The following is a 23,406-nucleotide window of genomic DNA, read 5'->3' on the forward strand; positions in this document are numbered from 1 at the left end:
GGATTGGCCGGCAACCGCCGCTTCAGCCGCGGACCAGGAATACCGATGCGTCGGTATGGGTAGCGAGCTGGCCGCCATGCGAATGCATGAAGTGGTCCGCAAGATTGGGCACATGAGTGGCCATGATCACCAGATCGCAGCCAAGCTCGCCGACGGTGCGGGCGAGAGACTGATTGAGATCAACGGCGGGATCATGCGCGATAACGGAATGGCTGTCTGCACTAATGCCGTTGCGGGCGGATTGTTCCTCGGCAAAGGTCTTGAGCTTTGCCTCGAATTCCTTGGGATTGTGGCCGAGCGAGCCGGGCGCCGAAGAGGTCACACCGACAAAGGTGACGGGCGCGTCGTAAAGCTTCGCGATTTCGGCTGCCGTCTGAAGAGACCGTGACAGCTTGTCGGCATGCGCAAGGTCGACGGGCACCATGATTTTCTTGAACATCTTGAATTACGGTCCTTCACCGTTTGCGGGCTTGCCGACCCGCATATTTCCTTCCTCTTCTGCCTCGCCTTCAAGGGCGAGCCGGTACGGCTCGACAAAGCCGGACACGAAAATGCCATATTTCAACTAACATCGCCAAAAGCATCACGCAAATCAATCCCTGTCGAGCCTGCTTGTGAGGTACTGCGGCGCGACACTCGCCGGCAGACCACCCACAGCGCCTGCAGTGCAAGGTTTGAGGGCGCGAGGAGCCGGCTCACACAGGCGTCGCGCACTGAGAATGCGGAACAGCTAACGTAAAAAGGCCTCAGCGCTTTGTGCGCCGAGGCCTTTCTGTTTCGACAGGACTGGACGAGGAGTGCGCCTTACGCCTCTTCGAGCTGGGGTAGGATCTGAAGTTCGTAAAGCCTGCGATAGGGTCCGTCGTGACCAAGCAGATCGCGCTGCGGACCCTGCTCGAGGATCTCGCCGTTTTCGAGAACGACGATATTGTCGGCCGAGGTGATGGTCGCCAGACGGTGCGCGATCACGATCGTCGTGCGATCCTTCGTCAGTCGCGCAAGGGCGTCCTGGACCAGCGATTCGGCATAGGAATCGAGCGCGCTGGTGGCTTCATCGAGGATCAGGATATCGGCATCGCGCAGCATGGCACGCGCGATCGCCAGTCGCTGTTTCTGGCCGCCGGAAAGGTTGCCGCCATTTTCTCCGACGAAGGAACTATAGCCATTGCTCATATTCATGATGAAGTCGTGCGCATGGGCCGCCTTGGCTGCCTCGATGATTTCTTCGTCCGAGGCGCCCTGCCGTCCGAGCGCCAGATTTTCCCGGACCGTGCCGTTGAACAGGAATGTATCCTGGCCGACATAGGACATGTGCGCGCGCAGGGACTCGAAGGAAATCTGCCTGAGGTCCAGGCCATTGACCGTGATCACCCCTTCATCCGGATCGAACATGCGCATGATGAGGTTGATGATCGTCGACTTGCCGCCGCCGGAAGCACCCACCAGAGCCGTGGTCTTGCCTGCCGGAAAGACCAGATTGAGGTTCTTGAACAGCGGCTTGTTCTCGTCATAGGAGAAGCCGACATTGTCGAAATGGATCTCGCCGCCGCCGGGGGGGACCGGCTGTGCGTCTTCAGCTTCCGTCAGCAGGATCGGATGATCCTTGAGTTCATACATCATCCTGACGCCGACCATTGCTGACTCGAGGTTGACGCGCATGCGGGCCAGCCGCTTGGCCGGTTCATAGGCCAAAAGCAGAGCGGTGATGAAGGACATCAGCTCACCGGGAGTCTGGCTGCCGCCGACGACCCACAGACCGCTGAGCGCAATCACACCGGCGATCGCGAGGCCGGAAAGTGTCTCCATGATCGGGCTTGTGGCAGCCGAAAGCCTGGCAATGCTGTTGGCGCGATGTTCGACCTGGGTGACCTGCTTGTCCATGCGCGTGCGCATGTGCTCTTCCAGGCCGAATGCCTTGATGATGCGCACGCCGGTGGACGCTTCCTGAACGCTTTCGATGATTTTCGCGAAAGCGGTCAGTTCCTGCTGCATGATATCGCGAACCTTGTTGGTCAGATAGCGAACCCCGACAAAAGCCGCCGGCCCGAGGATGAAGGAGACCAGGGAAAGAATCGGCTGCTGAATGAACATCACGATCACCAACCCGACCAGCGAGAACAAGTCTCGGATCGCTGAGGTCAGAATCAGATCCATCGCCGTCCGCGCCGCCTGCGCATTGTTCGTCAGACGCATGACAAGGTCGGAGGACGGGAACTTGATAAAGAAATTCAGGTCCTGTTGCAGTATCCGGCTGAAAATGCTGCTTTGCGTCTTGGCGATGATATTGTTGCCGGCCTTGCTCAGGATCACGATCTGGAAATAGGTCGCGATACCCTTGACGATGAAGATCAACGCGACGCCGCCGGCAAGCATGAACATCCGGTTCATGTTCTGCGAGACCACGGTCTCGTTGACGATGTCCTTCATGATCCAGGCACTGAGCGAAGTCATGCCCGCAACGATTAGCATTGCTACGGTTGCAAGGGCGTACCAAGGCGCCTGGTCTCGGAGGTTCTCCGAAAGAAGACGATAAAGCAGGCTGCGGTTCGCTCTCGGAAGGAACCGCGCCGCCAGCGCGTTGAGCAAACCGGCGAAAGGCTTGGATAGCTGCATGGGAATCCGCATTTCCATATGGGTTCGTGGCCTCCATTCTTCGAAGGGACGGCGTTTTCGTCGCGTCCTGATCCCTCATCGGCCTCGGCGCGAGAGGAATAGGGCAAACGGCATGCAAGAGCAAGTCCTCGTTTGTCCCGCCTTTAGCGGCATTTCACCGATCTTCGCAGGCCAGGGAGCCCTACATTTCCTCTCAGCCCTTCAGACAACTCACGGTAGGCGCGCCTTGTCTGGATAGATGCGACCGGCGCTCGCGCAGAACAGTGATCGTCTTCGGCACGCCGGGCAGCAGCGTGAAGCAGTTGTCGGTATAGATATCATCGCCGCCATGGTCGTAGGTCACGTAAAGGGCGGGACGATCGCTCGTCAGCGTGATGCGGCGGTTGCCGTCGGTTCCGGTTTCGACTTCCGACCCGATCCGCGGCGCCCCGAAACGGTAGGCCTTCGGCCGTTGCGGCAGATACTCGTTTTCGCCAAGAGGGTTGCCGGCGGCATCCTGCCAGTCGAAGACGAGAAAGGCACCGTCGGCCAGGGTCTCTGGGCGGATTCGCGCGACTTCGACGACACCGGCCGCCCTGGCAGTCATCGGATAGGAGCCGATTTCCGCCACCTTGCCGGACGCCGCCTCGACGCTCCGCAGCCGCACTGTGATCTGGGTGTCCTCGCGCCTGTCGGAAACAGCGAGCAGCGTGATCGCGCCGGTCTCGGGGTCCGGCTGCGCCGTGACCATCAGGTCGGAAAAGAAACGGCGGGCGAGATACTGCGTTGCCTTCCAGCCGCCGCCATATTCAAGACTCGACCAACTCGCCACCGGCCACGTGTCGTTGAGTTGCCAGAAGAGCGTGCCCATGGTGCGCGGCATGCTGGAACGCCAGAACTCGATCGCCGTCTTCATCGCCAGCCCCTGCCCGAGCTGGCTCAGATAGACCATGTCCTCGAAACCGTCGGGGAAGCGGAAGTAGCGGGCTATGGTTTCCACGATCCGGCTGTTGCCGCCTTCATTGCGCTGGTGAACATCCATGACGGCGGAGGAGACGTTGCGGTCCTCCTCGGTCGTGAAGCTCTCGATCACCCGCATGGACGGGAAGGACTGGAAGCCAAATTCCGAACAAAAGCGCGGCCGGACGCTGCGGTAGTGCTCGAAATCCCTGGCCGAGTGCCAGACATCCCAGAAATGCATGTCTCCAGACGTGTCCACATGCCAGCCGTCGCCGAAATCGAGACGCCCGACCGAGGGCGAGGACGGGCGGAAGGGCAGGCCGAGATCCTCGTCCTCCACCGCCTCTTCCAGCGCATGGTTCAGCCGATCGTAGATCGCCAGATAGCGGTCGCGGTTGTCCAGGCTCTCCTTGTACCAGGTCAAGGCGCCGACAAGCTCGTTGTCGCCGCACCACAGCGCGATCGACGCAAAGCGCGAAAGCCGGCGCAATTGCTGGCGCGCTTCCTTTCGCACGAGATCGAGAAAGCGGCGATCATGGGCGGGGTAGAGATTACAGGCGAACATGAAGTCGTGCCAGATCATCAGGCCGAGCTCGTCGCACAGTTCATAGAACCAGTCGGCCTCATACTGGCCACCGCCCCAGATCCGGATCATGTTCATGTTCGCATCGACTGCAGACTGCAACAGGTCGCGGACCTGTTCGGGCGAGGCACGCTCGGGAAGAGCGTCGCCCGGTATCCAGTTCGCGCCCTTCATGAAGATTTCGCGACCGTTGATCCTGAAGGCAAAGCGGTTGCCGATCTCGTCCGCGTCGGTCAGCAATTCGACATCGCGCAGGCCGATGCGGTAATCGCGTGTCTGTCCGCCGAGCGAGACGGCGAGATCATAGAAAGCCTGCTCACCCTGCCCTGCCGGCCACCAAAGGCGCGGATTTTCGACCCTGACGGTGACGCAGACGCGATTTTCGCCGGGAAAGGCCCGCAGCGTGGCCGTGGCCTCATGACCGTCGATGGCGACGACCGCCTCCTCGACCGTCGGAGAAAATGCGAATGCATGCAAGGTCACATCCAGCTCGACCGCGCCATCCTCGTGGCGCTGGCGGATGGCGACGTCGTCCAGGCGCAGGGGGCCGGTGCGTACCAACGTGATATCATCGTAAAATCCGAGCGGGCAGAGCGCGATACCCCAGTCCCAGCCACCGTGGCACTGTGTCTTGCGCAGAAAGTTCAGATGGCCGATCCGGCTGTTGGTCGTGTGAGGCATCGGAAATTCGGAGTTTTCCGCCCGCCTTTCAGCTTCGAGCGAATTGGAGTGAAACACGACCTCGATCACGTTCTCCCCTTCTCTGAGAAGCCCGGTCACATCGAAGTCATGTCTGAGAAACTGGCTTTCACAGAACCCGGCGCGCTCGCCGTTGACAAAGACATCGGCCAGGCAATCCACGCTTTCGAAACGCAGCGAGAAGTGACCTTGCTCAAGTCGATCGAGGTTGAAAGACCGTCTCGCGGTCCAGCCGGAGCGGTGAACCCAGTCGGTTTTGGTCTCGTTGTCGCGCCAGTAGGGGTTTTCGATCCTGCCGGCTGCAAGCAGGGCTGAGTGGACGTCGCCCGGCACAGACAGGCCGACTGAAACGTCCGCTACCTCGCATGTCGCCGTCCAGCCATCATTGAGATTCAGTATTTCTGCAGCGTCTGTCATGATGATCCCGTCCATTCCTTCGTCACAGATGATCCTGCGCGGCAATCCGTCGTTCATCGCCTTTTAATCCATTTAGGTCAGCGCGCGAACCGGCCTGCCACCCGAATCGTCGAAATTTCGACCGGCGCCGGCAAAGGGCGAAGAAAATAGCCGTTTGACGCTTGTGCCATGGGGATGCACTCTTGCGAGAATCATTTACATCCAAGCATCGCCATGAAAAAAACATCTGCACTCTTCGCCATTCTCGTGATCGCCGCCGCCTTCGGCGCCACGCGGCCTTCTGCCGCGGAGACGGTCAATATCGCCGTCGCCGCCAACTTCACTGCGGCAGCCGAGGAGATTGCCACCCTCTTTGCCGAGGAAACCGGCCATGAGGCCGTGCTCAGCTTCGGGTCCACCGGCCGTCTTTACGCCCAGATCCTGCATGGCGCGCCGTTTTCCGTGTTCCTGGCGGCCGATCAGGAACGGCCGCGCCTCGCAGTCGAGGCGGGTCTGGCGCTGGCGGATAGCCGGTTCACCTATGCTCTTGGCGCGCTGGTTCTGTTCAGCGCCGAGGAGGGCTTGGTCGATGATGACGGCAGCATTCTTGAGCGACCGGACGACTTCAACCGGATCGCCATAGCCAATCCCGCTTCCGCTCCCTATGGCGCGGCCGCCGTCGAGACGCTGGAGGCGCTCAAGCTCTACGACAGCCTGAAGGAGAGGATCGTCCAGGGCGAAAACATCACCCAGGCCTTCCAGTTCGTGGCGACAGGCAACGCCGATATCGGCTTCGTCGCTCTCTCCCAGGTGGCCGGACGCGAAGGCGGATCGCGCTGGCGCGTGCCGCAGGATCTCTACCAGCCCATCGCCCAGGACGCCGTGCTTTTGAAATCCGGCGCAGACAATCCGGCCGCCATATCGTTCATGGCATTTCTGAAAAGCGACGTCGCCCACAAAATAGTCCAGAACCACGGATACCAGATCGCCCCGTGATTCCCGCAAATTCTGGCAAGGGCAAGGAGAAGAGATGGGGGAAGCCGTATTTCTGACGCTGAAACTGGCGGCGGTCACCACTTTCTTCCTGATGCTTCTCGGCGTGCCGCTTGCCTGGTGGCTGGCGCGCTCGGAGCGCTGGTGGAAGGAAGTCATCGGCACGCTTGTCGCCCTGCCGCTGGTGCTGCCGCCGACGGTCCTCGGCTTCTATCTCCTGATCGCGCTTGCCCCCCAGAGCCCGCTCGGCGAGGCGATCAAGGCGATCACCGGCTTCTCCCTGCCCTTCACCTTCGCCGGGCTGGTGGTCGGCTCGGTGATCTATTCCCTGCCCTTTGCCGTGCAGCCCGTGCGCAATGCGTTCGAGGCGATCGGCAATGATCCGCTGGAGGCGGCGGCGACGCTGAGGGCCGGGCCGTTCGACCGCTTCTTCAATGTCGCGCTGCCCCTGGCGCGCCCCGGCCTTCTGACCGGCGCGATCCTCGGCTTTGCCCACACCGTCGGCGAATTCGGCGTTGTGCTGATGATCGGCGGCAATATTCCCGGCGAGACCAAGGTCCTCTCCGTTGCCATCTATGACTATGTCGAGACGCTGCAGTGGCAGAAGGCCCATATCCTCGCCTTCGGCATGGTCACCTTCTCCTTTGCCGTGATCCTGTCCACCATGCTGATCGAGCGTCATGTCCGGAGGCGGTTTCCATGAGTGAAGCCATGCTCAAGGCCCGGTTCGAAGGCGCTCTCGGCGCTTTCGCGCTCAATGCCGAATTCGAATTTCCGCAAAACGGGGTGACCGGGATCTTCGGGCCCTCCGGCTGCGGCAAGACTACTCTGTTGCGCTGTTTCGCCGGCCTGGAGCACCTCAGAAACGGCGCATTTTCGATCGATGGCCAAACCTGGCAGGACGCACGACGCTTCCGGCCCGCGCATCGGCGCGAGGTCGGCTATGTCTTCCAGCATGCCAATCTCTTCCAGCACCTGACGGTGAGGGACAATCTGCGTTTTGCTATCAAGCGCGCGCGCGCCGAAAACACCGGCCGCTTCGACGAACTGACATCCCTGCTCGGCCTTGGCGATCTTCTCGAGCGCATGCCGGGCCGGCTTTCCGGCGGCGAGCGCCAGCGCGTCGGAATTGCCAGAGCGCTGCTTTCAGCGCCGCGATTGCTGCTGATGGACGAGCCCATGTCCGCTCTCGACCTCCAGGCCCGTCAGGACATTTTCCCCTACCTGGAAAACCTCCGCAACACGCTGTCCATTCCCGTGCTCTACGTTACCCATGCGCCGGAGGAGGTGGCCCGCTTCACCGATCATCTCGTGGTCATGCGCGAGGGCAAGGTCATCGGCGCCGGTCCGACGCCGGATACGCTGGCCAGGCTCGACCTGCCGCTCGCCCATGAACGCCGCGCCGGCATCGCCGTCGACGCCCGGATTGCCGACATCGACCTCAAATGGCATCTGGCGCTTGCCAAGTTCGACGGCGGCGCGCTCTGGATCAGCGACGCCGGAAAGGCCGTGGGCGAGCGCGTGCGGCTGATGATCCAGGCCCGCGATGTCTCGATCGCGCTTATCGAAAATCCCAAGGTTTCGATCGTCAACCGCATTCCGGCGACGATCCGTCAGATCAGCCGCAGCGAAGACCCGTCGGTTCAGGTCGTCACGCTCGAAATGGGCTCCACCGTGATCATGGCACGGGTGACGGCACGCTCGTCCTATTTGCTCGACCTGAAACCGGGAATGACCGTCTTTGCCCAGATCAAGTCCGTGGCAATGGTCGATTAAAGACTTAACCATATAAATATATCTTTATATGATATTGACAATCATGTCCGACCCAACGACACTGTGCCTGCTTTGGTTCGCGGCGCGGGATCTTCTCCCGTGGCTGCGCTAAGAGGGAATCCGGTGCGCTGTCCGTCCTTATCGTCGGCGGCAATTCCGGAGCTGCCCCCGCAACTGTAAGCGGTGAGTGCCTTTCCAAACCGTCACTGGAAACCCGGGAAGACGGAAGGGCGCATTGACCCGCGAGCCAGGAGACCTGCCAGGGCGTCTTTCTGTCCACGGGCGGGGTGTCCCGGTGGTGCTGCGAATCCGGTGCGGACAGCCCTGTCCGCGCGTGTTTTCCCATGCTTTCCGCCAGCCCATGCCCCCAGCATTTTGGGGTATGAAATGTCTGTTACCAAACCTGCCGTCGCAAGCCTCGGCTTTCCGCGCATCGGCGCCAGGCGCGAACTGAAATTCGCGCTCGAATCCTTCTGGGCCGGCAAGTCCGGCGCCGGCGAACTTCTTGATACGGCCGAGCATCTCCGGCGCAGGAACTGGATTCTTCAACGCGACAAGGGGATCGACGTGATCCCCTCGAATGATTTTTCGCTCTATGACCACGTGCTCGATACCGCCGTGATGGTCGGCGCGATCCCTTCGGAATACGGCTGGGCCGGCGACGATGTTGCACTCGATGTCTATTTCGCCATGGCGCGCGGCGCACAGACCGACGGCGAGGAAGCCGGCTGCGATCATCCGGACCATGGCCGCGACGTCCGCGCGCTGGAAATGACCAAATGGTTCGACACCAACTACCATTACCTCGTTCCGGAACTCACGCAGCAGCAGACCTTCGCTCTCTCCTCGACCAAACCGGTCGATCACTTTCTCGAAGCAAAAGCGCTCGGAATCGAGACGCGGCCGGTCATCCTCGGCCCCGTCACCTTCCTGAAACTTGCCAAGGCCAGGGGCGGCGATTTCGAGCCCCTGACGCTGCTTTCAAGTCTGCTGCCGGTCTATGGCGAACTGCTTTCCCGGCTTCAGCAAGCCGGCGCGATCTGGGTGCAGGTCGACGAGCCGGCGCTGGCTCTCGACCTGACGGAAGGCGAGCGCGCCGCCTATGTTGAAGCCTACGATGCCATCGCCACGGCCGTGCCGGACGTCAAGCTGATGCTCGCCAGCTATTTCGGAAGCCTCGGCGACAATCTCGAAACGGCGCTCAGCCTCCCGGTCGCAGGGCTGCATCTCGATCTCGTGCGTGCGCCCGATGCCCTTGCCGACATCCTGGCGAAGGCCCCGGCGGACCTGGTGCTTTCGCTCGGCGTGATCGACGGCCGCAATATCTGGCGGGCAGACCTTGCCGCAATTCTTGAACGGCTGCGCCCAGTCATCGATGCGAGAGGCGCGGACAAGGTTCAGATTGCCCCGTCCTGCTCGCTGATCCATGTGCCGATCGATGTTGATCTTGAAACCGAGCTCGATGCCGAGTTGAAGGGCTGGCTTTCCTTTGCTGTCCAGAAGCTTGGTGAACTCTCGACGATTTCCGGCGGCCTTGCCGGGGCGAATGTCTCCGATGCGCTGTCATCGGCGAGCGAAGCCCTTGCCGCTCGCGCCGAGACCTCCCGCGTCCACGACAGGGCGGTGTCGGCCCGGCTTGCATCTCTCAAGGAGACCGACCGCAACCGCAGGAGCGGCTTTGCCGACCGCATCGCCCTGCAGCGGAAGAAGCTCGGCCTCCCGTTGTTTCCGACCACCACGATCGGCTCTTTCCCGCAGACGGGCGATGTGCGCAAGGCCCGCGCCGCCTTCAATCGCGGCGATCTCGACCGCGCGGCCTATGACGGTTTCCTTCAGGCCGAGACGGAGAAGACGATCCGGCTCCAGGAGGAAATCGGGCTTGATGTCCTTGTTCACGGCGAATTCGAGCGCAATGACATGGTGCAGTATTTCGGCGAGAAGCTCTCAGGCTTCGCCTTCACCAGACATGGCTGGGTGCAAAGCTATGGCTCGCGCTATGTGCGCCCGCCGATCATCTTCGGCGATGTTTCCCGGCCCGAGCCGATGACGATCGACTGGTGGCGCTTTGCCCAGGCGAAAACGCAAAGGCCGATCAAGGGCATGCTGACCGGGCCGGTCACCATCCTCAACTGGTCCTTCGTGCGCGACGACATTCCCCGCGCCGAGACATGCCGGCAGATCGCGCTGGCGATCCGCGATGAGGTTCAAGACCTCGAACGGGCGGGCGCGGCGATCATCCAGATCGACGAGGCGGCGCTGCGCGAGGGTCTGCCGCTTCGGGTATCCGAGTGGAAGTCTTATCTCGACTGGGCGATCGACGCCTTCCGGCTTTCGGCCTCCGGCGTTTCGGACGAGACCCAGATCCACACCCATATGTGCTACTCGGAGTTCAACGACATCATCGCGGCGATCGCGGCGATGGATGCCGATGTGATCTCGATCGAGACTTCGCGCTCGAAGATGGAACTGCTCGATGCCTTCACCGCCTTCGACTATCCAAGCGAGATCGGGCCGGGCGTCTACGATATCCACGCGCCCCGCATTCCCGCGACCTCCGAGATGACCGAGCTTCTGGATCTTGCCCGAAAACGGCTCGACGACCGCCAGATCTGGATCAATCCCGATTGCGGGCTGAAGACCCGCAGATGGGAAGAGGTTAAACCGGCGCTGAAGAACATGGTGGCGGCGGCCAAAGCCCTTCGGGGATAGGCCTGCCTGAAAAGCCCTCGGCGCTTCATGGCGCCGGCGGCACCCAGGCGCTTTCGGATGCCGCACTATCGCAGAAACTCGCGGCGCTCTTGCGCGCCTCCTCCGCCACGGCACGCAGAATATTCTGGCCGACGGCGGTCTGGTAGCTCGCCACGATCGGCATGGGCGGAAACGGCTTTGCAACGCTGACGCGGCAAAGCAGGCGGTTTTCGAGTTCGCGCGCAATGGCAACCGAGGGGATGGCGGCGACCCCGAAACCGCCGATCAGAAGGTTGATCATGGCGAACAGCGAGTTGGAACTGGTGAGCTTGGAAGCCAGAACCCGCTCATCCTGAAAATAGGGCGCGACATAGGCGTAAGGCGGCGTGCCCTTGGGAAAGGTAATGATCGGCATGTTCGACAATTCATCGACGCTGTAGGTGGTCTTCTCATCGATCACGGCGGGCGCCGCCGCCCAGACCATCTCGTAATAGCAGACGATGAAGGAGCGGAAAGTGTCGCCGATCGCCGGTTCGATGCCGAAGATCAGGTCGAACTCGCCGCGCGACAGGCCGGCGACCAGATCACGCGTGCCTTCTATGGTCAGTTCCACCCTGAGATTGGGCATGGCATGGCTGAGCGCCTCGATGAAGTCCGGCATCCAGGTGGCGACGACGGAATCGATGGCGCCGATACGGACAGTATAGGCTGCATCGCTGCCGCCTTCCTTGAGGTCGGATTTCAGCGTGTTGAGCCTCTCCAGCACCTCCTGAAACACCATCAGCGCCTCTTCGCCGGCGGGCGTCAGGCGGAATTCGCGGTCACCGCGCTCCACCAGCCGGCAGGCATATTCGCGCTCCAGAATGGCAAGACGCGAGGAAATGGCCGGCTGCGTGGTGTTGAGCTCCTGCGCCGTCCGGCCGAAATGCCGGTTGCGTGCCAGGGCAACAAAGGTGGCCATGTCGATGATGCGCATGGGCATCTTTTACCAGCCTCCCTTGCAGCAGACAATCTGGCTCAGTCGAGCGCCGTCATCACATGGCGGACCTGGGTATAGTCGAGAAGCGACTGCATGGAGAGGTCCGAGCCATAGCCGGAATTCTTCATGCCGCCATGGGGCATCTCGGTGGCGAAGACGCCGTGGGTATTGATCCAGGTGACGCCGTATTCGAGCGCGCCGGCAATGCGCGCCGCGCGTGCGCTGTCCTTCGACCAGACGGAGGAGGCGAGCCCGTATTCGGACGCATTGGCGATGGCGAGCGCTTCCCTCTCGTCGGCGATGCTTGTGAGCGAGATCACCGGGCCAAAGACTTCCTTCTGCACGATCTCGGCTTCGGCGCGCGCTTCCACCAGCGTCGGCTCAAAGAAATAGCCTTCGCCTTCCGGCGCCTTGCCGCCGGCAAGCACCGTGCCGCCATCGGCTTGCGCGCGCTCGACGAAACCGGCGATGCGGTCGCGATGGCGGGCGGTGATGACGGGGCCGAATTCGACATCGTCGCGTTCCGGCGCGCCATAGGTGAGATCGCCGATCATGGCGACGAGACGCTCTTTCAACTCATCGGAGCGCGACCGCTCGACGAGAATGCGGCAGGCGGCGGTGCAGTCCTGCCCGGCATTGTAGAAACTCGCCTCGCGCAGCGTGGCGACAAGCTTTTCCAGATCGGCATCATCAGCCACGATGACCGGCGCCTTGCCGCCAAGCTCCAGATGGGTGCGTTTGATCATCGGACCGGCGGCAGCCTGCAGCACCGCGCGGCCGGTGCGCACATCGCCGGTGAGCGAAATCATCCGCACCAGATCGTGCGAGATCAGCTTCTGGCCGACGGCAAGCCCGTTGCCGAGCACGACATTGACGACGCCCGGCGGCAGAAGATCGCCGATGATCTCGGCAAGCTTCAGCAGGCTGAGGGGCGTGTGCTCGGATGGCTTGATCACCACCGTATTGCCGGCCGCCACGGCCGGCGCGATCTTCCACGCCGCCATCAGCAGCGGATAGTTCCACGGTGCGATCTGGGCAATCACGCCAACCGGATCGCGCCGCATCACGCTCATCATCGAAGGGGAACGATAGTGACCGCCGGCCGTTGCCGGCATGTTGCGAATGGCGGAGGCGAAGAAGCGGAAGACATCGGCCACATTGGCAAGCTCGCCGGCAACGACAAAACGCAGCGGCTTGCCGGCATTGACGGATTCGATTGCCGCGAGATCCGCATTGCCCTCGACCTTGTCGGCAATCGCATTGAGGGCGGCGGCCCGCTCCTTCGGCGTAGTCAGCGCAAAACCGGTTCGCGCGGCGTCGGCGGCTTCGACGGCGCGGTTCACCTGCGCTTCGCTGGCCGAAGCGACATCAGCGAGCTTCCTGCCGGTTGCGGGCTCGAACGCGGTTTCAGGGCTGCCCTCGCCCGCCTCGAACCGGCCATTGATGAAAAGTCGCGTCTCGAAATCCGACATGGGGATCTTCCTTCGGTTGAATTCAGGCGTTCTAGTGGTCCGATTCCAACATTTGGTTCCCGTTTCAGCGACCTCGGTGCCAAATGTTGGAATCAACAGGACCACTAGCAAGTTTATGTTTCTAGTGGAATTTTCGAATTTGACATTTGATGTATGCGCTCGCTGAGACGGGAATCAAATGTCAAATTCATTCCACTAGCGATCAAGAATGCGGATGCGGTCTGCGGCGATGGCAAGCGCCACCTCTTCGCCCGGCTTGAGCACGACCTCGTTTGCCGTCAGCATGCGGATGGTCTGGCCGGCAAGCGACAGGACGTACCGGTTGCGTCCGCCGAGATAGACGCGGGTCTTGACCTCTGCCTTCAGGCCGGCGCCATCGGCGGCGACGCCGAGGTCTTCCTGCCGGAGCGCAACGGAGACGGGGCCATCCGGCCTGTCGGACATCGGCAGGTCGAGGCGCTGTCCGTCCTCCAGCACAGCCGCGCCCGCCTCGATCTTCGCCGGCAGGATATTAGCCGAGCCGATGAAGCCGGAGACGAATTCGGTAGCCGGTTCGGCATAGATTGCCTCCGGCGCGCCTTCCTGCTCCACCTTGCCGGCGTTCAGCAGCACCACGCGGTCGGAAAGACTGAGCGCCTCCTCCTGGTCGTGGGTGACGAACAGCGTCGTCAGGCCGAGACGGCGGTGGATCTCGATCAGTTCCACCTGCATGTCCTCGCGAAGGCGCGCATCGAGATTGGAGAGCGGCTCGTCGAGCAGCAGTACTTTCGGGTTTGACACGATGGCGCGGGCAAGGGCGACGCGCTGCTGCTGGCCGCCGGAAAGCTGGCGCGGGTAACGGTCGGACAGATGCGGCAATTGCACGGTCTCCAGCGCGTCCTTCACCCGCTGGTCCTGTTCGGCCCGCGTGCCGATGCGGCGCATGCGCAGGGGAAAGCGGACATTCTCATAGACGGAGAGATGCGGCAGCAGCGCATAGGACTGGAACATCATCGCGATGTCGCGCCGTTCCGGCGGCAGGTTGGTGACATCCTGATTGTCGATGACCACCCGCCCGGCGGTCGCGGCCTCAAGGCCCGCCACGGTGCGCAACAGCGTGGTCTTGCCGCAACCCGAAGCGCCCAGAAGGCTGACGAATTCCCCGGAGGCAAGCTGAAGGTCGATGCCGTGCAGCACTTCCACGGGGCCATAGGATTTTCTGATCTGGTCGAGATGAATGTCTGACATGATTTTATTCCTATGCGCTCGCGAATTTGCCGATCCCGAGAACGCGGTCGATCACGAGAATGAGCAGAACGGTGAGCGCGATCATGATCGTGGAGACTGCGGCGACGGAAGGGTCGGGGCTGAATTCGAGCTGGCCGTAGATCTGCACCGGCAGCGTGGTGAGATCGGGTGTTCTCAAGAACAGCGACAGCACCGCCTCGTCAAAGGAGATGTTGAAGGCGAAGAAGGCGCCGGCGGCAAGGCCCGGCCGGCATTGCGGCAGCACCACGAAGAACAGCCGCTGCAGGCGTCCCGCGCCCATGGTGCGGGCCGCCTCCTCGATGAAGGGGTCGGATTCCGTCAGCACGGCAAGCGTGGTGCGCACCACATAGGGCAACGTGATCGCCGTATGCCCGATCCACAGCGTGACGAAGGAGACGCGGCCGAAGGTGGCGCTCCAGAACATCAGGAGGCCGATGGCATAAATGATTGTCGGCAGGATCAGCGGCGACAGGAACAGCGCGCCGAGAAGCTCCGATTTCGGCAATTGCCGCCGGTGGATCGCAATCGCCGCCGCACCGCCGACGATAACGGAGGAAAGCGTGACCAGAAGCGCGATCGCCAGGCTGAGGCCCGCCGATCCGAGATAGGCATCCGACGACAATACCTTCTGATACCATTCCAGCGAAAATCCCTTCGGCGGGAAGGCAATGAACTGATTGGCCGAAAAGGACGTACCGACCACCACGACAAGCGGCGCGAGCATCAGCACGACGATCAGTGCGATGAAGACATAGGTCGCAATCTTCAGCCAGAGCGGAACCGCCTTAACCATGCCGACCTCCCGTGAGCCTGAAATAGGGAATGAGGGTGAGCGCGATGCCGAGGAACAGGATGACCGCCTGGGCGGCGGCGAAATGCCAGTCGAGCGTCTGCGTCACCGATGAATAGATCGAGGAGGCAAGAACCTGAAGCCTCGGACCACCAAGCAGGCTGGGGGTTACAAAGGAGCTTGCCGACAGCGTGAAGGCAAGCAGCGATCCGGCGGCGATCCCCGGCATGGAAAGCGGCAGCACGACATGGCGGAAGGACTGGAGGAAATTGCAGCCCATGGTGCGCGCGGCTTCTTCCAGCCGCTGGTCGATGCGGGTGATGACGCCGAGGATCGACAGCGTCATGAAGGGCAGCAGCACCTGGACCATGCCGATGACGATCGCGGTTTCGGTGCGCATCAAGGTGAAATTGCGCTTTACCAGCCCGAGATCATAAAGCGTGCTGGAGATGATGCCGCCGCGCTCGAAGATCACCATCCAGCCGAAGGTGCGGATGACGACGCTGGTCATCAGCGGCAGCAGGATGACGATGATCAGCCACAGACGCGCACGCGGGCCGGAGCGCGCCATGATGTAGGCGAGCGGAAAGCCGATCAGGGCGGAAATGACGGTGATGATGAAAGAAAGCCGGATCGTGCGCCACAAGACGCCGAGATAATAGGGTTCGCTCAGGAACTGGACGAAGTGGTCAAGCGTGAAGCCCCCCTCTTTCGCCATCACCGAAAGCCCCAGCATGCGGGCAATGGGCAGGAAGAAGGCAAGCGCCAGCAGCAAGAGCCCCGGCGAAACCAGAAGCGCGTTTTCTGCACGGTCGGTCTTCATCCAACTTCCTCTCGACTTTGATGCTGCGGCAATCAGTTTGTTGACGAGGGTCCACAGGCACGTCCGTCATGCCGGGCCTGACCCGGCATAAAGGGCCAGATATCGAGGACTATCAAAAATAAACTCGTTGCATGCAAGGCGTTCCACAGCCCTTAACCCCGGATCAAGTCCGGGGTGACGGACAGAGGATGAGCGCATTGCGCGTGATTGCAAACCGGTTTGTCGTCACTCCGAAACTCCCTTCTTAAACATGGGAGATCGGCTCTTCGCGGGATCCGGCTGTGATTTGCCATCGCGCGATTTGATCGCCCCGCATTCCGGTGGGGTCCGGAATGCGGGGCGCGGGCGCACCCCGTATTATTGGGCGATTGCCTTGTTCCACTCGACGACCCAGTCGGCGCGGTTTGCCTCGATCACGGCCGGATCGAAACGCAGAAGGCTCTTCACACCTTCCTCGCCGTAAGCGACGTCGGCGGCGACCTCTTCCGGCAGTTCGGTCTTGGAATTGGTCGGCGTGTAGCGCAGCGCCTCGGCAAAGCAGGCCTGGGCCTCTGGCGAGAGCTCGATATCGATGAACTTCAGCGCCAGATCCTCATTGTCGCGGCCCGCCACCAGATTGGTGGTGATGTAGCTTGCCGGCGTGCCTTCCGCGCCCTGCTGGAACTTGACCGGCAGACCGGCCTTTCTCAGCGTATAGGCATAATCCGAGGCGTAGGGAGCAATGAACGCGCCGCCCTGCGCGAAGGACTGCTGGATTTCCGGCGACTTGGAGACGACATAGGCGCCGTTTTCAAGCATCGATTTTACCGCCTCGAGACCCGGCTCGATATTGTCGAGATCGCCGCCGGCAACCTGGTTCAGCATCAGGAAGCCGAACAGGCCATAGGTGTTGGAGATGTCGGTCAGCACCAGGCCCTCGGCCATTTCCGGCTTGGTCAGGTCTGCCCAGTTCGCCGGTGCCTCGGAAAGCTCGTCGCTATTGTAAAGCAGGCCGATGGCCGCGATCTGGTAGGCCGGGCCTTCGCCCTTTTCCATGTTGGCGCCGGCGAAGGGGTAGAGGTCGGCGGCGTTCGAAAGCTTCGACGGATCGATCGGAGCAAGAAGCCCTTCCGCAGCGCCGACGATCTCCTGACCGCCGGAGAAATGGATGACGTCGAACTGCGGCGCGTCCTTCTGGGCGCGAAGCTGGGCGAAGGCGTCGGCCGAATAGGCGGTGACGATCTTCACATCCGCGCCGGTTTCTGTCGTGAACGGCTCGATGACGCATTTGCGGTGAGCCTCCTCATAGGCGCCGCCGAAGGAGTTGATGGCGATCTCCGCCGCGAAGGCGGGAGCCTGCGAGGCGGCGAGAACTGACACAGTCGCCAGCAATGTGGTTACGCGTTTCATGCTATTCCCTTCCTCTTTTTATGGTTTCGGGTGGCTCAGGCCAGACGGCCAACCTCCACCCGCTTTGCGCCCTCGACGCGGATGAGTTTGCACTGCTCGGCAACCGCATCAAGGTTTTCAGTCATTTTTCCGATATAGGTGCAGGATATCCAGCCGGTCGGACCGAAGGTGCGGCCGCCTTTTCCATAGAACATGCCAAGTTCCCAGAATTCCGAAGGATCGTCCTTGAAGAAATTCTTGGGCTGATAGAACCACAGCATTTCGCCGGGCTCCGGCAGAATCGTCTGGTTTTCCGGCGGGAGTTTCGTCGGGTCGAAGTTGCGCGCTTCTTCCGGCAGGCCCATCATGATCTCGGGACCTGCGAACATGGCATGCGTCGCCGGCCACTGGATCGGCTTTTCGAGCGCCCCCCAGATTGCCGCGCAGGTCTCGGGCGCATTTTCCCAATAAAGAGAAATTATGCCCTGCACGTTGGCGTCGATGAATTTGAGATAGAGTTTCTTGTCGGTCACCTGATCGCTCCCTTCATTTTCTTATGGTGAATGAAGCGGAACAACGCTGTCCATGTCCAATTTCAATTTCTCATGTTTCGATAGATTTTTTTTATCGTTTTTCAATTTTCGAAAATTTAGCGCCCGAACCCGATCCGCCGTCTTGCTGACATCGTTATTGAAGCGCCATCCCAAAAAAGTGGATCCAACACACCGCGCGGTATTTCGCCGGGCGCATTATCACAAGCGAAAACAGAACATCATGCATAACAGACGCAGCCTTCTCAAGGCGATGCTGGCGCTCGGCGCGGCGCCGCTGTTCGGCGCCGACCGCGCGAATGCCGCAGCAACCATCCCGACCGCCGCCTTCGATTACGATCTCGTGCCCGCCTTCGGCAATCCGCACGGGGATGTCACCATCGTCGAGTTTTTCGATTATCAATGCGGCTATTGTCGCGAGATGTACAAGATGCTTCATCGCGTTGTTGCCGAAGACGGCAATATCCGGCTGGTGATGAAGGACTGGACCGTTTTCGGGCCCGATTCCGTCTATGCCGCGACGGCGGTCGCCGCCGCCGCCAAACTCGGTCGCTATCGGGCCGCCCACGACGCATTGATGCGCAGTTCCGGGCGGCTTTCGCAACGCAAGACGGATGCCCTTCTATCTCGCCGCGCCGGTATCGACGAGGCGACCCTGGCGGAGACGATCAACGCATATCGAACGGAGATCGGCAGTGCGCTGCAACGCAATGACAACCAGGCGCGCGGCCTGCGGCTGAAGGGCACGCCGACCTTCCTCATGGGCGACCAGATCTATTCGGGCGCCCTCTACAAACGCGAAGTTCTGCGGGCGATCGAAAAGGTGCGAACAGCCGGAGTCTGAGCAGGCCCGTGTCAGGGCCGGCCGAAACCCGCTCTGTTCCATGACGCCGATCACGCGCTTGTTGGTTGCAGATCGCGCATCGCTGGCCGAACATGATCGTTCGCAATTGACGAAAGGACTGCGCCATGACGAAGAGACGCACGGTTTTGAAAGCCATGCTTGCGACGGGCGGGCTCGCCGTGATGCCCTTTGCGGCGCGGGCTCATGAACCCACGCCACAGCAGGTGTTTGCCGACCCCAACGCGCCTGTGCTCGGCAATCCTGACGGCGACGTGACCGTGGTCGAGTATTTCGATTTCCAGTGCACCTACTGCAAGCGCGACTACCCGATGGTGCGCGATGTTGTTGCCAAGGACGGCAATGTGAAGCTGGTGATGAAGGACTGGCCAATCTTCGGCGAAGCCTCCGTCTATGCGGCGCAGGCGGTTCAGGGCGCGGCGGCGCTCGGCCGATATGACACCGCCCTCAATGCGCTTATGACCGCCGAGGGCCGGCTGACCCATGCGCGGATCGAGGCGCTTCTGACCGGCGCGGGCCTTGATTTCGACGCGATCGCAGAGGCGGTGAAGGCAAATGAGCAAAAGATCTCCGCCCTGCTCGACAGCAATTACCATCAGGCCGAGGCCTTCCAGTTCAACGGCACGCCGTCTTACGTGATCGGCCGGATGGTCTATCCGGGCATCCTCGACAGGATCATGCTGGAATCGGCGATCGCCGAGGCAAGGTCGGCGGGTTGAGCCTTCGCCCGCAATTCGCCGGAAACATGGTTTTAAAGAATTATCTGGACCGCATCCCGCCCTGCCGTTAGCCTCCGGCATCACAACGCCTTGAGGCGGAAACCGTCCGCTCCGCGCGCCACCTTGACCAGCACGAAGGCCCATCATGAGCAAGCTGACCCGTTTTTCCGTCGCCCCACTCTCGGACATGACGCGGCGGCTAGCCGACGTCGCCTTCGAACGCGAGGAACCCGATCTCGTCATCACCGGCGCGCGCGTTCTATCGACCTATTCGGAACGGATGCTGGATGACCGCGAGATCTGGATTTCCGGTGGACGCATCGCCGCGATGAAGCCGGCCGGCGCCTATCTTGGCAAGGCGGCAGATGTCTACGACGTCAAGGGCGGCATCATCGCGCCCGGCCTGGTGGATCCGCATCTGCATATCGAATCCAGCATGGTGACGGCCTGCGCCTATGCCGAGGCAGCCCTCCTGAACGGCACCACGACGATTTTCTGCGACAGCCACGAGATCGGCAACGTCATGGATGTCGAGGGTGTGGAAGCCATGCTGGAGGACGCCCGCGAGGCGCCGCTTTCGATCTTTCTCACCGTTCCGAGCACGGTTCCCGCCACCAGCCCCGACATGGAAACCGCCGGCGGCGACCTGACGCCGGAAAAGATCGCGAAGATCTTCGACCGCTGGCCGGAAGCCGTGGCGCTTGGCGAGAAGATGGACTTCGTGCCCGTCGCCATGAGCGACGAGCGCTCGCATGCCATCATTGCCGAATCACTGAAGCGCGGCCGTCCCGTTTCCGGTCATGTCTATGGCCGCGATTTCGTTGCGGCCTACGCTGCTGCAGGCGTCACCGACACCCATGAGGCGATCGATCGCGAGATCGCCAATGACCTGATCGAAGCCGGTGTGTGGATCTTCCTGCGCGGCGGCCCGCCGACGACGCCCTGGCATTCTCTGCCCGAGGCGATCAAGGCGATCACCGAACTTGGCGCATCGCACAAGCGCGTTGCCGTCTGCACCGACGACCGCGACGCCGACGATCTCCTGATGTTCGGCCAGGACTGGGTGACGCGCCAGGCGGTCAAGGCCGGCATGAAGCCGGAACAGGCCTGGTCGATGGGCTCGCTCCACGGCGCCACCCGCTTCGGCATGGGCGACGAGATCGGCGGGCTTGGCGGCGGAAGGCGCGCCGACATCGTGCTGCTCGACGACACGCTGAAGCCGGTCAACACCTGGTATGGCGGCGAGCTTGTCGTGGAAGACGAGAAGGTGACATCGCTGCTCGACGAGGCCCTTTCCGAGCGCTACCGCTATCCCGACGCCGCCTATCACACGGTGAAGCTGCCGAAAGAGGTCAAGCTGACGCCAGATCTTCCGACCGAGCGGGTCGTCGCCCATTGCATTCGCACCGAACTGCCCGGCATCACGCTGATCCACGACAAGATCGAGCTCGAACTGGCCAATGACTGGCAGGACCATTTCGACCGGCACGACCTCTGCTTTGTCTCGGTGATCGAGCGCCACGGCAAATCCGACGGCAATGTCGCCAACGGCCTGCTGTCCGATTTCTCGCTGAAGCGCGGCGCGGTCGCATCATCCGTCGGCCATGACAGCCACAACATCATTGTTGCCGGCACCAACGAGGCCGACATGCAGGTGGCTGTTCGCGCGATCGAGGAGAGCCAGGGCGGCGTCTGTGTGGTCAATGAGGGCAAGGTCCGCGCCATGGTCGAACTGCCGGTCGCGGGCCTTCTCTCCGACAAGCGCGTCCACGATGTCGCCGACGCCGTGCGCGTGCTGAAGCTCGAATGGGAGGAGGCAGGCTGTGCCATCCCCTATATGGGCTTCAACCTCATCCCGCTCTCCGTCATTCCCGAAATCCGCCTGACCGACAAGGGACTGGTCCTGGTGCCGGAGATGGAAGTGATTGATCTGTTCGAGACGGTTTGAGCGGGAGCCCTGACCGAGTCAGCGGGACAAAAGCGTCAAGGTCAAACGGTCATGATGGATTCGGGCATTCACCTTTCCTGAAATAGTTGGTGCTAATGCCCAGTCGACCATCCGTGCTACTCAACTGCACGTTCACACTCAGTCCATCCAAATCCGCAAACCGCACATCCACATTCGAAATCCGAGTCGCGCCGGCAAAGAATGTCGCGACCTGCATATCCGGTTCAGTTTTTCGGTGTGTTCTCTGAAGCTCCATCACAATTCTAGCGAATTCATCGAGATCCCCGGATGCATACTTGTGCACACCGGAAATGACGTGGCCGCAAACAAATAGACCTATCTTGCCGTGGGCGTTTCCTTCCACGATCCACTGACCAGGCAATTCAGGAGAAAGCCGGACGAGTCGCCAGCCTTGCATGCTTGCATGGTGCTTTGCTTCATCAAGCGAACGGCCGATTTCGAAGCCGCCCGGAAGTTCAACCGGCTCCGATCGAGCTTCTGCGCTGATACAAATCATGGCAGCAACGAAAGTCAGCGACACTCTTAACAGACCTTCTTTGCGATTGGCTGCGTTTTTCGACATCTGATTTTCTCACTGACAACAGGCGACCGAACCAAACCACGTCAGATATTATCCGGCGAAGCATTCGACGCAACTCGCGCCGCTCCCATTCTACCCCCTTTGATAATACCTCGAAGCTCGTAGAAACGCTTCTCTATCAACACCATCATTTTCCTTCTCGCCGTCCTTGACCGCCTTATTACTAACTGGTAGGTAATAAACAGATTGATGGGAGGAAATCTATGTCTGATACCAATCGTATCGGGATTATCATGCACGGTGTTACCGGCCGCATGGGCATGAACCAGCACCTCATTCGTTCGGTGCTGGCCATTCGTGATCAGGGTGGGCTTCGGCTGAAGGATGGCTCGAAGGTGATGCCGGACCCGATCATTGTCGGGCGCAACGCCGGAAAGATCGAGGAACTGGCACGCCGCCATAACGTCGAGCGCTACACCACCGATCTCGATGCCGCCCTTGCCGACCCCTACAACATCATCTTCTTTGATGCCGCCTCCACCAAGCTGCGCCCGACGCTGCTGAAAAAGGCGATCGATGCGGGCAAGCATGTCTATTCCGAAAAGCCGGTTTCCGAAGGCCTGGAAGAAGCGGTCGCAATCGCGCGCTACGCAAAGGAAAAGGGCGTCAAGAACGGCATCGTCCACGACAAGCTGGACCTGCCGGGCCTCATCAAGCTGAAGCGCCTGCGCGACAACGGCTTCTTCGGCAAGATCCTCTCGGTCAAGGGCGAGTTCGGCTACTGGGTCTTCACCGGCGAGGACCAGCCGGCCCAGCGGCCGAGCTGGAACTATCGCGCAGCTGACGGCGGCGGCATGGTCTCCGACATGCTCTGCCACTGGCGCTATGTGCTCGACAATGTGGTGGCGCCGGTGAAATCCGTGTCTTGCACCACCGCGACCCACATCCCGACGCGCTATGACGAAGAGGGCAAGGAATATCAGGCAACGGCCGATGACGCCGCCTATGCCACCTTCCATCTCGAGGGCGATATCGTCGCCCATATCAATTCCAGCTGGTGCACCCGCGTGCGCCGCGACGATCTCGTGACCTTCCAGATCGACGGCACCCATGGTTCCGCCGTGGCCGGCTTGCACAAGTGCTACAGCCAGCACCGCGCCAACACGCCGAAACCGGTCTGGAACCCCGATGAGCCGCAGAAGATGAACTTCTTCGACGACTGGCAGGAAGTGCCGGACAACACGGTCTTCGACAACGGCTTCAAGGTGCAATGGGAGCAGTTCCTGCGCCATGTGCTGGAAGATGCCCCCTTTGCCTACACGCTGAGTGAAGGCGCCAAGGGCGTGCAGCTTGCCGAGGCCGGCTACAGGAGCGCGCGCGAGCGCCGCTGGGTAGACATTGAAGATCTGGGAATCTGA

The 23,406-nt window shown here is 61.3% G+C and carries 19 protein-coding genes and 1 riboswitch; of the genes, 8 read left to right on the top strand and 11 right to left on the bottom strand.

Translation table 11 applies throughout. From position 1 onward, the window contains the following. Window positions 1–22 precede the first annotated feature (22 nt). From GGR30_RS04100 to GGR30_RS04110, 3 genes are all read right to left on the bottom strand, one after another. Complete coding sequence (locus GGR30_RS04100) at window positions 23–439, bottom strand: universal stress protein (protein ID WP_183482851.1); 417 nt, start codon at window positions 437–439, stop codon at window positions 23–25. Window positions 440–804: 365 nt separating this feature from the next. Then, entirely contained in the window at window positions 805–2,613 is a 1,809-nt protein-coding gene (locus tag GGR30_RS04105; protein ID WP_183482852.1) for an ABC transporter ATP-binding protein, read from the bottom strand. 193 nt (window positions 2,614–2,806) lie between these two features. Next, complete coding sequence (locus GGR30_RS04110) at window positions 2,807–5,251, bottom strand: beta-mannosidase (protein WP_183482854.1); 2,445 nt, start codon at window positions 5,249–5,251, stop codon at window positions 2,807–2,809. Between the two features lie 213 nt (window positions 5,252–5,464). On the opposite strand from GGR30_RS04110, the gene modA reads away from it, so the two are divergent. The 4 genes from modA to metE all read left to right on the top strand — a co-directional run bounded on the left by modA (window position 5,465) and on the right by metE (window position 10,708). After that, the gene (modA, locus tag GGR30_RS04115) at window positions 5,465–6,226 is read left to right on the top strand and encodes a molybdate ABC transporter substrate-binding protein (protein ID WP_183482856.1); all 762 of its coding nucleotides are present in this window, start codon (window positions 5,465–5,467) and stop codon (window positions 6,224–6,226) included. A gap of 34 nt (window positions 6,227–6,260) precedes the next feature. After that, a complete protein-coding gene (gene modB / locus GGR30_RS04120; protein ID WP_183482858.1) occupies window positions 6,261–6,926 on the top strand; it encodes a molybdate ABC transporter permease subunit in 666 nt (221 codons plus the stop codon). Further along, window positions 6,923–7,999, top strand: a complete 1,077-nt coding sequence (gene modC, locus GGR30_RS04125; protein ID WP_183482860.1) for a molybdenum ABC transporter ATP-binding protein — start codon at window positions 6,923–6,925, stop codon at window positions 7,997–7,999. Before modB ends, modC begins: the two co-directional genes overlap by 4 nt. 56 nt (window positions 8,000–8,055) lie before the next feature. Beyond that, window positions 8,056–8,277, top strand: a riboswitch (cobalamin riboswitch). A gap of 109 nt (window positions 8,278–8,386) precedes the next feature. Then, complete coding sequence (gene metE / locus GGR30_RS04130) at window positions 8,387–10,708, top strand: 5-methyltetrahydropteroyltriglutamate--homocysteine S-methyltransferase (protein WP_183482862.1); 2,322 nt, start codon at window positions 8,387–8,389, stop codon at window positions 10,706–10,708. 25 nt (window positions 10,709–10,733) lie between these two features. Here the strand turns inward: metE and GGR30_RS04135 are convergent, their stop codons facing one another. The 7 genes from GGR30_RS04135 to GGR30_RS04165 all read right to left on the bottom strand — a co-directional run bounded on the left by GGR30_RS04135 (window position 10,734) and on the right by GGR30_RS04165 (window position 17,900). Next, complete coding sequence (locus tag GGR30_RS04135) at window positions 10,734–11,669, bottom strand: LysR family transcriptional regulator (RefSeq protein WP_183482864.1); 936 nt, start codon at window positions 11,667–11,669, stop codon at window positions 10,734–10,736. A 35-nt stretch (window positions 11,670–11,704) separates the two neighbouring features. Next, complete coding sequence (locus GGR30_RS04140) at window positions 11,705–13,138, bottom strand: aminobutyraldehyde dehydrogenase (RefSeq protein WP_183482866.1); 1,434 nt, start codon at window positions 13,136–13,138, stop codon at window positions 11,705–11,707. Window positions 13,139–13,333: 195 nt separating this feature from the next. Next, window positions 13,334–14,365 carry an ABC transporter ATP-binding protein gene (locus GGR30_RS04145; protein ID WP_183482868.1) on the bottom strand — a complete coding sequence of 344 codons (1,032 nt, stop codon included), beginning with the start codon at window positions 14,363–14,365 and terminating at the stop codon, window positions 13,334–13,336. Window positions 14,366–14,375: 10 nt separating this feature from the next. Continuing rightward, window positions 14,376–15,179: an ABC transporter permease gene (locus GGR30_RS04150; protein WP_183482870.1), complete on the bottom strand. Its 804-nt coding sequence runs from the start codon at window positions 15,177–15,179 to the stop codon at window positions 14,376–14,378. Next, window positions 15,172–15,999, bottom strand: coding sequence for an ABC transporter permease (locus GGR30_RS04155; protein WP_183482872.1), 828 nt, complete (start codon window positions 15,997–15,999; stop codon window positions 15,172–15,174). Before GGR30_RS04155 ends, GGR30_RS04150 begins: the two co-directional genes overlap by 8 nt. A 357-nt stretch (window positions 16,000–16,356) precedes the next feature. Then, window positions 16,357–17,388, bottom strand: a complete 1,032-nt coding sequence (locus tag GGR30_RS04160; RefSeq protein ID WP_183482874.1) for an ABC transporter substrate-binding protein — start codon at window positions 17,386–17,388, stop codon at window positions 16,357–16,359. A 35-nt stretch (window positions 17,389–17,423) separates the two neighbouring features. Beyond that, window positions 17,424–17,900 carry a DUF3830 family protein gene (locus GGR30_RS04165; RefSeq protein ID WP_183482876.1) on the bottom strand — a complete coding sequence of 159 codons (477 nt, stop codon included), beginning with the start codon at window positions 17,898–17,900 and terminating at the stop codon, window positions 17,424–17,426. A gap of 52 nt (window positions 17,901–17,952) precedes the next feature. On the opposite strand from GGR30_RS04165, the gene GGR30_RS04170 reads away from it, so the two are divergent. The 3 genes from GGR30_RS04170 to GGR30_RS04180 all read left to right on the top strand — a co-directional run bounded on the left by GGR30_RS04170 (window position 17,953) and on the right by GGR30_RS04180 (window position 21,447). Continuing rightward, window positions 17,953–18,762 carry a DsbA family protein gene (locus GGR30_RS04170; RefSeq protein WP_183482878.1) on the top strand — a complete coding sequence of 270 codons (810 nt, stop codon included), beginning with the start codon at window positions 17,953–17,955 and terminating at the stop codon, window positions 18,760–18,762. 125 nt (window positions 18,763–18,887) lie between these two features. Further along, a complete protein-coding gene (locus tag GGR30_RS04175) occupies window positions 18,888–19,499 on the top strand; it encodes a DsbA family protein (protein WP_183482880.1) in 612 nt (203 codons plus the stop codon). 145 nt (window positions 19,500–19,644) lie between these two features. Further along, window positions 19,645–21,447 carry an adenine deaminase gene (locus GGR30_RS04180; protein WP_183482882.1) on the top strand — a complete coding sequence of 601 codons (1,803 nt, stop codon included), beginning with the start codon at window positions 19,645–19,647 and terminating at the stop codon, window positions 21,445–21,447. 49 nt (window positions 21,448–21,496) lie between these two features. Here GGR30_RS04180 and GGR30_RS04185 read toward each other — a convergent pair whose 3' ends face one another. Further along, window positions 21,497–22,030 (bottom strand): hypothetical protein, encoded by a 534-nt coding sequence (locus GGR30_RS04185; RefSeq protein ID WP_183482884.1) that lies wholly within the window; start codon window positions 22,028–22,030, stop codon window positions 21,497–21,499. Window positions 22,031–22,251: 221 nt separating this feature from the next. Here GGR30_RS04185 and GGR30_RS04190 point away from each other — a divergent pair, with 221 nt between their 5' ends. After that, entirely contained in the window at window positions 22,252–23,406 is a 1,155-nt protein-coding gene (locus tag GGR30_RS04190) for a Gfo/Idh/MocA family protein (RefSeq protein ID WP_183482886.1), read from the top strand.

The sequence above is a fragment of the Martelella radicis genome (genome assembly GCF_014196625.1).
Taxonomy (GTDB): Bacteria; Pseudomonadota; Alphaproteobacteria; order Rhizobiales; family Rhizobiaceae; genus Martelella; species Martelella radicis.

Bases quoted from the DNA above. Each gene is read 5' to 3' on its own strand.
- GGR30_RS04100 (WP_183482851.1), bottom strand. From the start codon at position 439: ATGTTCAAGAAAATCATGGTGCCCGTCGACCTTGCGCATGCCGACAAG.
- GGR30_RS04105 (WP_183482852.1), bottom strand. From the start codon at position 2,613: ATGCAGCTATCCAAGCCTTTCGCCGGTTTGCTCAACGCGCTGGCGGCG.
- GGR30_RS04110 (WP_183482854.1), bottom strand. From the start codon at position 5,251: ATGACAGACGCTGCAGAAATACTGAATCTCAATGATGGCTGGACGGCG.
- modA (WP_183482856.1), top strand. From the start codon at position 5,465: ATGAAAAAAACATCTGCACTCTTCGCCATTCTCGTGATCGCCGCCGCC.
- modB (WP_183482858.1), top strand. From the start codon at position 6,261: ATGGGGGAAGCCGTATTTCTGACGCTGAAACTGGCGGCGGTCACCACT.
- modC (WP_183482860.1), top strand. From the start codon at position 6,923: ATGAGTGAAGCCATGCTCAAGGCCCGGTTCGAAGGCGCTCTCGGCGCT.
- metE (WP_183482862.1), top strand. From the start codon at position 8,387: ATGTCTGTTACCAAACCTGCCGTCGCAAGCCTCGGCTTTCCGCGCATC.
- GGR30_RS04135 (WP_183482864.1), bottom strand. From the start codon at position 11,669: ATGCCCATGCGCATCATCGACATGGCCACCTTTGTTGCCCTGGCACGC.
- GGR30_RS04140 (WP_183482866.1), bottom strand. From the start codon at position 13,138: ATGTCGGATTTCGAGACGCGACTTTTCATCAATGGCCGGTTCGAGGCG.
- GGR30_RS04145 (WP_183482868.1), bottom strand. From the start codon at position 14,365: ATGTCAGACATTCATCTCGACCAGATCAGAAAATCCTATGGCCCCGTG.
- GGR30_RS04150 (WP_183482870.1), bottom strand. From the start codon at position 15,179: ATGGTTAAGGCGGTTCCGCTCTGGCTGAAGATTGCGACCTATGTCTTC.
- GGR30_RS04155 (WP_183482872.1), bottom strand. From the start codon at position 15,999: ATGAAGACCGACCGTGCAGAAAACGCGCTTCTGGTTTCGCCGGGGCTC.
- GGR30_RS04160 (WP_183482874.1), bottom strand. From the start codon at position 17,388: ATGAAACGCGTAACCACATTGCTGGCGACTGTGTCAGTTCTCGCCGCC.
- GGR30_RS04170 (WP_183482878.1), top strand. From the start codon at position 17,953: ATGTCCAATTTCAATTTCTCATGTTTCGATAGATTTTTTTTATCGTTT.
- GGR30_RS04175 (WP_183482880.1), top strand. From the start codon at position 18,888: ATGACGAAGAGACGCACGGTTTTGAAAGCCATGCTTGCGACGGGCGGG.
- GGR30_RS04180 (WP_183482882.1), top strand. From the start codon at position 19,645: ATGAGCAAGCTGACCCGTTTTTCCGTCGCCCCACTCTCGGACATGACG.
- GGR30_RS04185 (WP_183482884.1), bottom strand. From the start codon at position 22,030: ATGTCGAAAAACGCAGCCAATCGCAAAGAAGGTCTGTTAAGAGTGTCG.
- GGR30_RS04190 (WP_183482886.1), top strand. From the start codon at position 22,252: ATGTCTGATACCAATCGTATCGGGATTATCATGCACGGTGTTACCGGC.